The 12,978-nt window shown below is 67.7% G+C and carries 16 protein-coding genes; 5 read left to right on the top strand and 11 right to left on the bottom strand.

Annotation, left to right across the window (positions count from 1 at the left end):
• Positions 1-48: 48 nt before the first annotated feature.
• Positions 49-1,218, bottom strand: a complete 1,170-nt coding sequence (locus ABNQ40_RS28015; protein WP_109048051.1) for a HAMP domain-containing sensor histidine kinase — start codon at positions 1,216-1,218, stop codon at positions 49-51.
• A 459-nt stretch (positions 1,219-1,677) separates the two neighbouring features.
• Between ABNQ40_RS28015 and ABNQ40_RS28020 the strand changes: the two genes are divergently transcribed.
• From ABNQ40_RS28020 to ABNQ40_RS28035, 4 genes are all read left to right on the top strand, one after another.
• Positions 1,678-2,109: a Fur family transcriptional regulator gene (locus ABNQ40_RS28020; RefSeq protein WP_042701979.1), complete on the top strand. Its 432-nt coding sequence runs from the start codon at positions 1,678-1,680 to the stop codon at positions 2,107-2,109.
• A 198-nt stretch (positions 2,110-2,307) separates the two neighbouring features.
• Entirely contained in the window at positions 2,308-2,673 is a 366-nt protein-coding gene (locus ABNQ40_RS28025; protein ID WP_109048052.1) for a hypothetical protein, read from the top strand.
• A 100-nt stretch (positions 2,674-2,773) separates the two neighbouring features.
• Positions 2,774-3,520: an HAD family hydrolase gene (locus ABNQ40_RS28030; RefSeq protein ID WP_109048053.1), complete on the top strand. Its 747-nt coding sequence runs from the start codon at positions 2,774-2,776 to the stop codon at positions 3,518-3,520.
• 76 nt (positions 3,521-3,596) lie between these two features.
• Entirely contained in the window at positions 3,597-3,971 is a 375-nt protein-coding gene (locus ABNQ40_RS28035) for a response regulator (RefSeq protein ID WP_109048054.1), read from the top strand.
• 76 nt (positions 3,972-4,047) lie between these two features.
• On the opposite strand, the gene sigJ is transcribed toward ABNQ40_RS28035, so the two are convergent.
• The 10 genes from sigJ to ABNQ40_RS28085 all read right to left on the bottom strand — a co-directional run bounded on the left by sigJ (position 4,048) and on the right by ABNQ40_RS28085 (position 10,830).
• Entirely contained in the window at positions 4,048-4,974 is a 927-nt protein-coding gene (gene sigJ / locus ABNQ40_RS28040; RefSeq protein WP_109048055.1) for an RNA polymerase sigma factor SigJ, read from the bottom strand.
• The gene (locus ABNQ40_RS28045) at positions 4,971-5,423 is read right to left on the bottom strand and encodes a carboxymuconolactone decarboxylase family protein (RefSeq protein ID WP_109490727.1); all 453 of its coding nucleotides are present in this window, start codon (positions 5,421-5,423) and stop codon (positions 4,971-4,973) included. Before ABNQ40_RS28045 ends, sigJ begins: the two co-directional genes overlap by 4 nt.
• Before the next feature lie 98 nt (positions 5,424-5,521).
• Entirely contained in the window at positions 5,522-5,779 is a 258-nt protein-coding gene (locus ABNQ40_RS28050; RefSeq protein ID WP_109048056.1) for a hypothetical protein, read from the bottom strand.
• A gap of 16 nt (positions 5,780-5,795) precedes the next feature.
• Complete coding sequence (locus tag ABNQ40_RS28055; RefSeq protein WP_109490728.1) at positions 5,796-6,272, bottom strand: DsrE family protein; 477 nt, start codon at positions 6,270-6,272, stop codon at positions 5,796-5,798.
• Positions 6,273-6,329: 57 nt separating this feature from the next.
• Positions 6,330-7,118: a molybdopterin-synthase adenylyltransferase MoeB gene (locus tag ABNQ40_RS28060; protein ID WP_247879578.1), complete on the bottom strand. Its 789-nt coding sequence runs from the start codon at positions 7,116-7,118 to the stop codon at positions 6,330-6,332.
• Positions 7,119-7,215: 97 nt separating this feature from the next.
• Positions 7,216-8,007 carry a hypothetical protein gene (locus ABNQ40_RS28065; protein ID WP_109048058.1) on the bottom strand — a complete coding sequence of 264 codons (792 nt, stop codon included), beginning with the start codon at positions 8,005-8,007 and terminating at the stop codon, positions 7,216-7,218.
• A gap of 166 nt (positions 8,008-8,173) precedes the next feature.
• A complete protein-coding gene (gene cysK, locus ABNQ40_RS28070) occupies positions 8,174-9,133 on the bottom strand; it encodes a cysteine synthase A (RefSeq protein WP_109048059.1) in 960 nt (319 codons plus the stop codon).
• 109 nt (positions 9,134-9,242) lie between these two features.
• Entirely contained in the window at positions 9,243-9,698 is a 456-nt protein-coding gene (locus tag ABNQ40_RS28075) for an Rrf2 family transcriptional regulator (protein WP_012972993.1), read from the bottom strand.
• Between the two features lie 174 nt (positions 9,699-9,872).
• The gene (locus ABNQ40_RS28080; protein WP_109048060.1) at positions 9,873-10,166 is read right to left on the bottom strand and encodes a DUF2218 domain-containing protein; all 294 of its coding nucleotides are present in this window, start codon (positions 10,164-10,166) and stop codon (positions 9,873-9,875) included.
• Between the two features lie 37 nt (positions 10,167-10,203).
• The gene (locus ABNQ40_RS28085; protein ID WP_109048061.1) at positions 10,204-10,830 is read right to left on the bottom strand and encodes a PadR family transcriptional regulator; all 627 of its coding nucleotides are present in this window, start codon (positions 10,828-10,830) and stop codon (positions 10,204-10,206) included.
• A gap of 207 nt (positions 10,831-11,037) precedes the next feature.
• Here ABNQ40_RS28085 and ABNQ40_RS28090 point away from each other — a divergent pair, with 207 nt between their 5' ends.
• On the top strand, positions 11,038-12,966 hold the full coding sequence (locus ABNQ40_RS28090; protein WP_109048062.1) for a hypothetical protein: 1,929 nt from the start codon (positions 11,038-11,040) through the stop codon (positions 12,964-12,966).
• The last annotated feature ends 12 nt before the right edge of the window (positions 12,967-12,978 follow it).

Raw genomic sequence — 12,978 nt, forward strand, 5'->3', positions numbered from 1 at the left:
CTCCGTGTGATTCACGCTTCAAGCGCTTCCGCTTGAACCGATCACACTCTAGCCCCGCCCCACCCGCCGGGGTGGGAAGACCAGCGAGATGGTGGTGCCCTCGTCGCGGCGGCTGACCACGTCCAGCCGGCCGCCATGCAGCTCGATCAGCCGCTTGGTCAGGGGCAGGCCCAGCCCGGTGCCGACCTGGCTGCGGGCCAGCGCACTGTCCACCTGTCCCCAGGGCTCCAGCGCCTTGGCAAGTTCCTCCCCGGTCATGCCGATACCGGTGTCGTAGACCGACAGCCAGAGCTCACCGTCCGCTGCCACGCGGCCGCGCAGCGTTACGATTCCATCGGCCGGCGTGAACTTCACCGCGTTGGACAGCAGGTTCAGCAGCATCTGGCGCAGCTTGCGCTCGTCCGCCCGCAGCGGCGGCAGATCCAGCGGCACCGCGGTGGCGATGCTGACGCCATGGCGCGCGGCCCGTTCGGCCAGCAGCCGCGCCGTGCCGATCGCCACCCGCACCACATCCACCGTCCCGTCCACCAGTTCCAGCCGGTCGGCATCGGCCTTCGACAGGTCGAGCAGGTCGTTGATCAGCTCCATCAGGTGCCGGCCGCTTTCGGCGATGTCGCGGGCATATTCGCGATAGAGCGGAATGGCGTGCGGTCCCAGCACCTCCTGCTCCAGCAGTTCGGCGAAGCCCATCATCGCCGTCAGCGGCGTGCGGATCTCGTGGCTCATGTTGGCGAGGAAGGCGGTCTTGGCACGGATCGCCTGCTCTGCCTGCCGGCGCGCCTCGTCCAGCTGGCGGGCGCGCAGTTCCGTCTGTTCGGCAGAGCGCGCCATCAGCCCGGTGACCGTGCCGACGCCCAGATAGCGGTCCTGCTCCACCACCAGGAAGCCGGTCACCAGCGCCGCCGGCTTCAGCCGCGCCAACCGCCGCCCGATCTCCGCCAGCGGAGTAGCGCCGTCGATCAGCAGCGGATGCGGATCCATCAGGTCGGCGGCCGTCCGCGTGCCGATCCTCTCGCCGCCCCCCTCGCCGCTGCCGTCCAGCAGCAGCCGGCCGCGCTCCAGCAGTCCGGCGACGCGGCCGTCGCCGTCGACCACCGGCAGGGCGGCAAGCTCCGGCTGGCGCTGGAAACGGGCAAGGGCGGCGGCGCAATCCTGCGAGGAGGAGAGCGGAGTGACCGGAACGGCCAAGCCGGCGGCGGTGAAGGCGGGTTCGTCCATATGCGGCTCCGCCGTGAACGAAGAGGTGGAAGGCGGGAAATCGAACGGCGTCACTGCGGCTTCCCTCCCTCCTGTCGGGCGTTGTCGGGCCCGGTGGATGTCCGGCAGGCGCGCCGCCCGGATCGGACGGCGCTTGCCCAAGGGGAAAACCTAGCAGCGGATTATGAGCAATTGGTTTCTACCCCGCTCCATGACGGCATCGCCCAATAGTCTGAAAGTATTATGCCCTTGGCGAGGAAAGCGCCCTCCGCTCGGCCGTCCGGCGGGAACGTGGGTGTTTGAGAATGTCTCCGAAACACAGTATGATGGTCGGGTATTCGGGGTGCCGCGAACGGCTGGCCGGGGCGAACTGAACGATCGCCTCCGTTGCCGGCTCGTTCCGCTGGCGTTCCGGGCATCAGGGAGACCGGAGGGGCGAACCGCCGCCCGTCAACGAAGACAGGATTACAGGGGATGTCCATGCCCTCGCGCCTCGAAGAATTGTGCGTGAAGAAGGGATTGAAGATGACCGACCAGCGCCGCGTGATCTCGCGCGTGCTGTCGGAGGCGACGGACCATCCCGATGTGGAGGAGGTGCATCGCCGTGCATCCGCCATCGACCCGCGCATTTCCATCGCCACCGTCTACCGGACGATGCGGCTCTTCGAGGAGGCGCACGTCATCGACCGGCTCGATTTCGGTGACGGCCGCGCCCGTTACGAAGAAACCAGGACCGATCATCACCATCATCTGATAGATGTCGACTCGGGTGAAGTGATCGAGTTCACCAACGATGAAATGGAACGGCTGAAGGAAAGCATAGCCCGCGAGTTGGGCTATGACCTGATCGGCCATCGGTTGGAACTGTACGGCGTCCCGCGCAAACGCCGTGCCGATAAATCTGAGTCTTAACTATATACGGAACTTGTTTTCGATGCGCACAAGGGGTGGCGGCTGACATCGCCACCATCCGGAATCGCCACCCGCATGACGGGTGGGTCAGGCGATCATCGCTTGCGGGGTGCATCGGGTGCCGGTCTGGACCTTGCGGGGCGCTGGCCCAAGGTTAGGCGAGGAGCAAACCTCACACAGACCGGAACCGGCCGCACCATGGATGACCGTCCCAACAACCGCCAGGGCCAGCCCCCCCACACCCGGCCCGAGAGCCCGCCGAGCACGGCCGGGCCCGCCTCCCCGATCCTCGACCCCGTCCTGGAGCGGCTCGACCGCCTGTCGGATCTGCTGATGCGCCGCATCGACCGGCTGGAGGAACGGGTCCGCAGCCTGGAGCAGGACAATGGCGAGATCATCAACCTGCTGATCGCCGTCAAGGCCGGGCTGGAGGAAGCGTCAGGCGACCTGATCGCCCAGCTGGAGGAAGCCGACGATGGCACCGGGCAGGATGACGGCTCCGACGATGGCTCCGAAGACGGACCGCTGTTCGAGGTGCCCTGCGGCCCGAACATGCTGCATTGATCCCGACGAGCTTATCCGCCTCCGCATCGGGTCAGGTCTTCCTTGATGTCGACCTGAAACTCCTTGCCCGCCGCCCTGTGGCGGCCGGATAACTGCGGTCATGCAAACGACGTCATCCCAGCCGCATGGCCTGGAGCCTCAGACCGGCATCGCGCCGCCCACGCCGCCGTCGGCGGCAATGCCGGAGTCCATGCCGGCGGCGACGCCGGAGTCGCCGGTCTCCGGGCCGGCAGGCGTCGCCTTCTTCGACTTCGACGGGACGCTGATCCATGGCGACAGCCTGCCGATGTTCGTCGGCGAGGTGATCGGCCGGCGCCGCGCGGCCCTGGCGCTGGCCGATGCCATCCGTTCGGCCCTGCACCGCCATTTCCGCGGCCGTGGGCCAGGCTGCGACTTTCCGGGGTCGGTCAAGGCGATCTACCTGAAGCGCACGCTGCGCGGGCTGCCGGTGGCCGACGCGTCGGCCGCGGCCGAACGCATGGTGCCGCGCGTGCGCTGGCACCAGCCGATGCTGGACGTGCTGAAGGAGCATCGCCGCCAGGGCCGCCGCGTGGTGATCGCCACCGGCGCGCTCGACCTCTACATGCCGGCGCTGCTGCGCGGGCTGGAGGTGGACGATCTGCTGGCGACCGGCATGGAGGTGGTGGACGGCAGGCTGACCGGACGGCTCAGCACCGCCAACTGCGTGCGGCTGGACAAGGCGGACCGGGTGACCGGATGGATCGCCGGCCATGGCCCGGTCGCCGCCACCTGGGGCTATGGCAACCATCCCAGCGACCTGCCGATGCTGGCGCTGATGCACAAGGGCGAAGTGGTCCGTATTCGACGAAGGTCGAACCACAGGTAGCAGGCGTTTACAACCCCGGCGCCGGCCCGCATACTCCGTCTGTCCATAATAAAAACATGATGGACGGAGGGGAAACGTGGCTTTCAGCATCGATGCCGACATCCGGATGCCGGGCTATGGCGGACGCCGTGCGGTGATCGCCGATGCCGACCGTGTCCAGCGCGAGGCGCTGGCCGGCCATCTGTCCGGCCGCGGCTTTCAGGTCTCGCAGACCGACGACGCGCTGGAGGCGCTGACCATCATCGGTGCGGAGGCGCCGGCCGTGGCCCTGCTTCCGCTCGACCATGAGGGCGACGACGGCGACCGCGCCGCGGCGCTGGCGGCCATGCTCTATCCGCAGACTCGCATCCTGATGACCGGCCCGCGCATGCCGAACCTGCCCTTCCACATCCTGCCCCGCCCGGTCGATCTGACCGCGCTTGACCGCTGGCTGGACGAGGCGACGGCTTAGATCGGATCGCGTAAAATCGGGATCGATTTGAAGCGTGAATCCGATCGTTAAATATAAAGCTATAGCTCCGTGCGTTTCATATTAAACGCACGGAGCTATAAATGACGGCGACGCGCTCCAGCTTTTCCGGGTTGGCGATCTGATAGACCCGCAGGATTCTGTTCCCGGTGTCGCCGCAGGGGGCCATGTCGAAGGCCAGAACGCTGCGGAACGCCCCGCCAAGGTCGGCCAGCAGGCCCGGCCCGCCATTCACCCGCACCGGGATGAAGCCGAAGCTGACGCCGCGCTTGCGCTGGACGCCGATCAGGAAGCGGGCGATGCGGTCGGCACCGAACAGCGGGTTGACCGCCGTCCGCACCATCCCGCCGCCGTCGCTCAGCCACTGGGCGTCATCGGACAGCAGGGCGACGATGGCGGCATAGTCTCGCCGGACGCTGGCCTCGGCGAAGGCATCGGCCAGACGCCGCCCGGCATCCACGGAGTCGGCCGGCTGGCCCCAGGCGGCAGGCTCGGCCAGCCTGGCGCGGGCACGCCGCATGATCTGGCGGCAGGCCTCCACCGACTTGCCGAGCATCGCCGCGATCTCCGCATAATCGAGGTCCATCGCCTCGCGCAGGACGAAGACCGCCCGCTGGTCCGGCGCCAGCCGTTCCAGCAGCAGCAGCATCGCCAGCGGCACCGACTCGGGCTCCATGCCGTCCTCCGGCTCGGAGTCCCAGCCGGCGACCTCCGGTTCGGGCAGCCACAGACCGTAATAGCGCTCACGCGCCACCCGGGCGGACCGCAGCCGGTCGAGCGCCAGCCGCGTCACCAGGGTGGTGAGATAGGCGGGGGCCGACCCGACGCTGCCGGGCGCCACGGCCGACCAGCGCAGCCAGGCGTCCTGCAGCGTGTCTTCCGCCTCGGCCACCGAGCCGAGCAGCCGGTAGGCCAGGGCGCGCAGCCGCGCCCGCTCGCCCGCGAAGGCGGCGAGCGCGGTGTCCGGGTCGGCCAGCGCCGTCACGCCGCCATCCCGACGGCGGTGCCCTCGATATGCTGGGCGATGCCGATGCGGTTCCAGGCGTTGATCTGCGCCACCGTCGCCGTCAGTTGGGCGATCTGCTCGACGTTGAAATGGCGTTGCAGCCCCCGGTACGCCTCGTCGATGCGGTCATGCTGGGTGCGGGTCAGCACCTCGGCCCAGGCGAAGGCGGCACGCTCGTCCGGCAGGAACAGGTCCGACCGCTCCCACTCCGCCACGGCGGCGATGCGCTGGTCGGACTGGCCGTCGTGGCGCGCCTCCTTGCTGTGCATGTCGATGCAATAGGTGCAGCCGTTGATCTGCGACACGCGCAGGTCGATCAGGTGGATCAGCCCGGTCGGCAGGCCGCTGCCGCGGATGGCCTTGGTGATGGCGAGCATCGGCGTGTACAGGGACGGCGCGTCGGCGGCGACGGTGAAACGGAAAGCCATGGTGTTCATCCTCGTGTGGAGTGTCTTCGCCCCCATGACGGGACAGACCGCTCCGGCGTGACGCATGGCTGGTCCGCGCTCCACTCAAGCCCTGGCTTTCAAGCGTCGCTCAGCATTCCCACCGCGTCGCGCAGGATGGCGACCTTGGCGGCGAACCGCCCTTCCGGGTCGCTCTCGCCGATCAGTTGGATCATGATGCCAAGGGCATGGGCGACCCGCGGCGCCATCCCCGGCCGCTCCCGCACGCGGGTGGCAAGCGCGGCCAGTGCCGGCCGGTAGGGTCGCCCCTCGAATCCGTCGGTGGCGATTGACTCGAATCGGTTGGCGAGGTCGAGGATCTCGCGGTTGTCGCTCATGCGCGTTCCAGCATTGTCAGACGAACAGCATGGCGCCGCCGCCGGGCGCCTCATTCAGGAAGGTGACGACGCCGCCGGTGGCGACCGGCACGTCCGCACGCAGGGAGACGCCGGGTGGCAGCCCCAGCGCCCGCAGCCCCATCTCGCAGGCCATCACCGTGACGCCCATGGCGACGCAGGCCTCCAGCAGTTCCTCGAAGGTGGCGAGGCCGTGGGTGGCGAAATAGCGGTCGCGCGCCACCGGCGTGCTGCCGTCGTCGGCCGGGTCCAGGTCGTGCCAGCCCAGCACGCCCGGCTCCGTCTCGTGGACCAGGGCGCGCAGCGCGCGGCCGGTGAAGAACAGCGTGACCTTGCGGTTGGTGGCCGCCGCGGCGCTGGCCATCACCAGCGCGTAATGGACCCGGTCGAAGCCGCCGGCGAACAGCACGATGGACAGGGCCGATGTCCCGCCGGCTCCAGTCGCCGGCACAGGATTCGGCGCAGGATTTGGCATGGTCTCAGGCAGGGCAGTGGACATGATGGCCGCCTCCCATGTTTGCCACGGCGCCCGTCAGTGGGCGGAGAGGTCGTGGATCGTCCGATGATCGCCGCAAAGCGCGCAGTCGGGATCCCGCTTGATGGCGATGCGCTGATAGGACGCATAGAGCGTGTCCATCATCAGCAGGCTGCCCGACAGGCTTTCGCCCAACCCCAGCAGTTCTTTCAGCACCTCCGTCGCTTGCAGCGAGCCGACGGAACCGGCCAGCGCCCCCAGAACGCCGCCTTCCGAACAGGACGGCACGGTGCCGCGCGGCGGCGGTTCGGGGAACAGGCAGCGATAGCAGGGGTGCGGCGCCCCCAGATGCGCCTTGAAGGTGGTCAGCTGCCCGTCGAAGCGCAGGATCGCCGCCGACACCAGCGTCTTGCCGGCCAGGAAGCAGGCGTCGTTCAGCAGGAAGCGCGTGGCGAAATTGTCCGACCCGTCGGCGACGAGGTCGTAGCCGGCGATCAGATCCATCGCGTTGTCGCGGTTGATCCGCGTGCGGTGCGCCTCGACCCGCACGTCGGGATTCAGCGCATGGATGCGGGCGGCGGCACTCTCCACCTTCGCGAGGCCCAGCGTCGATTCGTCGTGGATCACCTGCCGTTGCAGGTTCGACAGATCGACCGTGTCGTCGTCGACGATGCCGATGGTGCCGACGCCGGCCGCCGCCAGATAGAGCAGCAAGGGCGCGCCCAGGCCGCCGGCACCGACGACCAGCACCTTGGATCGCAACAGCTTTTCCTGGCCGATGCCGCCGACTTCCGGCAGCACGATGTGGCGGGAATAGCGGTGAAGCTGGGTGTCCGTGAAGTCCATGGCCCGCAGCATAGCGCAAGGACGGGCCGTTGCAGCAACATTCGATGCCGCGATTTCCGGAAAGCCGGCAGCGCGCAATCGCCGCGATGGAGCTCCCTCAGGCCTTGGTCGAGGTCGTCGCCCCCTGGGCCGCCCATTGCTGCAGGCGGGCCTGCCGCTCGCGCAGCGTCTTCTGGATGGCGCTTTCCTGATTGGTGCCGGAGTCCGACAGGTCCGGATTGCGCGGCACCAGTCCCAGCCGGAAATCGGTCGGCGACTTCAGATCGGACGGCGGCACCACCACCATGGTGTACTGGCCGGGTTGCAGCTTGTAGGTCGGCTTCTGCAGGAAGTTCTGCTGGGAATCGGGCTTGCCCGAGTCGCTGGCGGCGACCACCTTGCCGTCCTTGTCCATCATCGCCCAGCGCGTGTTGGGCAGCGAGATGTCGGCGGTGAAGGTGCCACCCTGCACGACGTTGAAGGTGTGCTTCTGGACGCCGGTGTCGCCGTTCCCCGGTGGCTGGGCAGTGCCCTTCAAGCTCGCGCCGCCGGCCGTCACCAGAACGTTCTGCCGTTCCGTGACGTCCATTGAGTAGTCGCGCACGCCCGCCGCGCGGTTGGCCTGGGAAAAGGTCGCGGTGTAGGTGCCGGGACCGAGCCGCGCGCTGGCATCCGCAGTCGATTCGTTCGACCGGAGGCTGGTCACCACCTCGTTGCGGTCGTTGCGGATCTCGACGTTGGTGAAGCTGTTGTTGATCTTGAAGTTGTATTCGCCGGCCTTGCTGACCGTGAAGGTCTGGCTGTCGGCGTTCGCTCCGTCGGCACCCACACCCGTCGTTCTCCCCTTGAACTGGGAGAAGGCGCTGCTCGACAGGTTCGGGACGTAGGTGGACGTGGAAATATCCGACATGGCGGTCACTCCCCTGCGTCGGCACGGACGGAAACGGCGTTGTTGATGCCGGGGAGTTTAACCGAATTCGCAAAATCCGTCAAATTTCGGACCGGATTTTCATCTTCAGGCTGCGGAGCGGGGACGGAACACGTCCCCGCCCGCCCCTATCGGCGGCAACCCTTTCTTATTCCAGCCCTTCGAACAGGGCGGTCGACAGGTAGCGCTCGGCGAAGGACGGCAGGATCACGACGATCTGCTTGCCCTCATTCTCCGGACGGGCACCGATTTCCAGCGCGGCGGCCAGCGCCGCACCCGACGAGATGCCGACCGGCACGCCCTCCAGACGGGCAACGGCGCGGGCGGTCTCGAAGGCGCGCTGGTTGGAGATGCGCACCACCTCGTCGATCAGCTCCTTCTTCAGGATGTCGGGCACGAAGCCGGCGCCGATGCCCTGGATCTTGTGCGGACCGGGCATGCCGCCGGACAGGACGGGGCTGTCCTCCGGCTCGACCGCCACCGCCTTGAAGGAGGGCTTGCGGGCCTTCAGGACCTCGGCGGTGCCGGTCAGCGTGCCGCCGGTGCCGACGCCGGAGATCAGGAAATCGACCTGACCGTCGGTGTCCTTCCAGATCTCCTCCGCCGTGGTGGCGCGGTGAACGGCCGGATTGGCGGTGTTCTTGAACTGCTGCAGCAGATAGGCGTTCGGGTCGGCGGACAGGATCTCCTCCGCCTTGCGGATGGCGCCCTTCATGCCCTCCGCCGCCGGGGTCAGCACCAGCTCGGCGCCCAGCAGCTTCAGCATCTTGCGCCGTTCCACCGACATGCTTTCCGGCATGGTCAGGATCAGCTTGTAGCCCTTGGCGGCGGCGACGAAGGCCAGCGCGATGCCGGTGTTGCCGGAGGTGGGCTCGACCAGCGTGGTGCGGCCGGGGGCGATGGTGCCGGCGGCCTCGGCGGCCTCGATCATGGCGCGGCCGATGCGGTCCTTGACGCTGGCCAGCGGGTTGAAGAACTCCAGCTTGCCGATGATCTGGGCCTTCACCCCCGACTCTGCGGCGAGACGGTCCAGCCGCACCAGCGGCGTGGCGCCGATCGTGTCGAGGATGCTGTCGTAGATCTTGCCGCGGAACTCCGGTGCAGCCATGATTCCACCTCTGAGATTTGTGTTATATGTGATTTCAACACCCCAGGCGGAGCATTATCCAGCACAGGGAGCCTGTCAAACGGGAAGTGGTGCCACCAAGTCCCCTACATCAGATGGTGAAGTCGATGCGGTCCTCGGTCTCGCTCTCCACCCCGGCGCGCCGCGCCCGCATGCACAGATCCTCGATGGTGATGGTGTCGAGCTTGGCCATGCATTCGTCCTGGAGTTCGCCCCACAGCGGGCGCACCACCTGATGGCCCAGCACCGAACCCGCCGGTTCCTCGATGGGGTCGGTGGCGGTCTCCATCGCGCGGACGACCTTCACGATCTCGCCCAGCGTGATCCGCCGCCGCTCGCGCGCCAGCCGGTAGCCGCCGCGAGGGCCCCGCACACCGGCCAGCACGCCTTCGCGCACCAGCTGTTGCAGAACCTGTTCCAGATAGCGCTTCGGAATGCCCTGGCGCCGGGTGATCTCGCCGGACTGCACCGGCTCGGTGCCCGCGTTGTAGGCGATGTCGAGGACCGCCTCGATGGCGAACATCAGCTTCTTGGAGATGCGGAGCATCACGAACGACTCCCGGTATTCTGACCGTGGGTGGCCGACGGTGGAACCACCATCCCCTCCCCCACTTCCGCCTGTTGGTTAAGAACCGTTTTACACCGCTGATGCGGTAATTCTCAACAGGATTTGTCGCAGACAGACTCGGGAAAATGCGCCGCCTCGTCCGGCGAGGTGCCGTCAGCCAACCGGCGTCCAGACCACCTCCCCCAAATCCTCGCGGAAGGCGAAGCGTTTCAGGTGGTCGATCACGACCTCCTGCATGCGCTCCATCTGTCCGGCATCCTCGATTTCAATCGTCAGGGTCAGCCCCCCGTCGTCGGCCGCCATCCGGCAGCGGCGGTCGGCGGCGAAGGGGACGAGCCCCTGGGTCTCGTCATAGACGACCTCGAACTTGTGCGCCCAGTGCTTGCACAGCTGGGTCATGTAGCGGCGCCCGTTCGGGGTGGCGACGCGTGCGGTGGATGCGGCCATGATCCTTGTCTCCTGTCCGGTCGGATGCGTTCGACGCTCAGATACGTTCGACACGGCGGGCGGCGTCATCGATGATGTCGGCGATGGCCTGGGTCTGCTCCGCCGTCAGGTCGCCGCGCGACAGGCGCAGCCGCAGGGCCAACTTGAAATTCTCGATGGCGCGGTGGATCTGCGGCGAGGATTCGCGCTGCTGCCGGGCCCGCGCATGGGCGATGCGCTCGCGCACCGCGGCGACCGACGGCTCCGCCGCCTTCAACGCCTCCGAGCCTTCCGTCGTGATCTCGTAGAGCTTCTTGTTGCCCTCGGTGGCGCCGACGCGGATGTGGCCCTGCTCTTCCAGCAGGGTCAGGGTCGGGTAGACGACGCCGGGGCTGGGGCTGTAGGCGCCGCCGACCATCTCCTCGACCGTCTTGATCAGATCGTAGCCGGAGCGCGGCTTCTCCGCGATCAGCCACAAGAGGACGAAGCGCAGGTCGCCATGGTCGAAGACCCGCCGCTCGCCGCGGCCGCCGCGGCCTTGACCGCCCCAACCAGGGCCGCCCCAGCCTTCCCAGCCGCCGCGATGCCCAGGACGGCCGTGACGGCCTCGCCCTTCCGGAGCCTCGTCCTCGAAGTCGGGACGCGAGAAGCGGCGGCCGTGTTTGTGAAACAGATGCCGAAACATGAAACCCTCATCTGATGCAGTTTCGATATAACGAAAACTTAGATATATCGAAACACGCTCTCTGACAAGGGGGAAGCATTCGCCGCGATACGCTGCGGGCGTCCGCGGGCCGCGACAAATCACGTTCGCCTGCAAATCACTGTCGCCCGCCCGGCCGAAGCGGCTATAACCGACGCCCTGGCTTTGCTTTCGCGCGTGTGTGCCCTGATGCCCCTTCGGATCGAGACCTTTTCCAACGTCACCGGCGGTTCCAGCTTCTTCAAGGCGGTGGGCCACCCGCTGGCGGCACCCAAGGCGGCGATCCTGATCGCGCGGCTGGCCTCCTTCGGCCCGGTGGCGGTCTACGACCCGCTGGGCCTGCTGTCGGGGCTGGCGGAGTTCTATGACCTGTCGTCGATCGACGTCTGCGGCATCTATGTCCAGGACGTCGAGAAGGTCGGACAGGAGGTGTTCGGCCATGCCGCCCGCCCGGTCACCGACCTGCCGTCCAGCGGCGCCCGCACCGTCTTCGTCGTCGCCTTCGATTCGCAGCGCTTGGAAGGCCACATCGCCCACCTGATCCCGAAGCAGGCCGGCGTCGTCTCGCTCGACGCCATGCGCGTGCCGGAAGACATGCTGAACGATCCCGGCCATTACCTGTCGAAGTTCAACTGGGCGACCAACTTCGCTTGGTTCCGCGACGGCGACGGCCACCACACCCGCGTGGTGTCGGCCAACTACTGGCCGCGCTACGGCGCCAAGGGCACCCGGCTGTGGGCCTGCCTGTTCGACGGCGAGGGCCGCCCCATCGCCGACTGGACGGAGCCGATGCCGCCGACCGACGGCACCGTGGTGATCGACAGCCGGCAGGTGCGCGAGCGCTTCGACCTGTCGCCCTTCTGCGGGTCGCTGTTCCTGCACATCATCGGCGCCGCCGGGCATGACGTGGTGAAATACGCGCTCGACACCTATGGCGACGACGGCACGGTGCTGTCCTGCACCCACGACGCCAACGCCTGGCCGGCCGACCTCTATGCCGGCCTGCCCGCCCCGCGCGAGGGTGAGCGCGTATCGTTGTGGATCCAGAACAGCCACCCCACCCCGATTCCGGCCGGCGCGGTCGGGCTGAACCCGATGGGCTCGTCCGACATCCGCACGCTCGACCGAGCGGTCCCGGCCTTCGCCACCCTTGAACTGGACGTCGCCAGCCTGTTCCCCGAAGCGCGCTGGCCCCAGCAGTTCGAGGTGCAGGCCGGCAAGCATTTCGTCCGCCCGCGCTACGAGATCGCCGCCGCCGACGGCCGCCGCCGCATGGCCCACGCCAATGTCGAGCGCACCGACCTGAAGCCGGACCCCAAGCTGCCGCTGCTGACCGGCGGTGCGGTGGACAAGGGCGTGGTGGGCAAGGGCCACATCCTGCCGGCGCCGCTGCTGCCGATGGGCCGCTGGCGCACCGTTCTGCTGCCGACGCCGATGAGCACGGCGCAGACCGAGTTGCCGGTGAAGGCGGTGGTCTACGACCGCAACGGCGCCGCCGTGGCTGAACACCGCTTCGGCAACCTGAAGCGCTCCGACAGCGTGGCGCTGGACGTCACCGGGCTGGTCGCCGACAAGACCGTTGTGGATGGCTGGGGCCATGTCGAACTGGTCTATGATTTCGAAGCCGGAACGATTGCAGACGGCTGGCTGCACGCGCTGGTCCGTTACGAGGACGTAACGACCGGCCATGTGGCGGAGACCAGCTTCGGCAGTCACATGTTCAACATGGCGATGGTCTACCGCGACGAGCCGCAGAGCTACCATGGCCGGCCGCCCGGCCTGTCGACCCGTCTGTTCCTGCGGCTGGGCACCGATCCGTGGGACACGCTCTGCCACCTCGTCTACCCTGCCTCGACCCAATGGCATGCCACCTCCGACACCAGCCTCGTGCTGGTGCGGCGCGACGGGGTGGAAGTGGCGCGCAAGCGGCTGGCGATCCCCTGTGGCGGCTCGCATTTCTGGCGCTATCGCAAGATGTTTACGGAAGCGGAACGGTTGGCGGCCGGCGATCATGCCTATGTGCTGATCCGCGACACCACCTGCCGCCTGTTCGGCTACCATGGCTGCCTTGCGGCCGGTGACACCGCCTTCAGCCTCGACCATATGTTCGGCTTCTAGAACCGTTTTAAT

It is taken from the genome of Azospirillum sp. A23 (assembly GCF_042938965.1).
In the GTDB taxonomy this organism is placed as follows: domain Bacteria; phylum Pseudomonadota; class Alphaproteobacteria; order Azospirillales; family Azospirillaceae; genus Azospirillum; species Azospirillum melinis.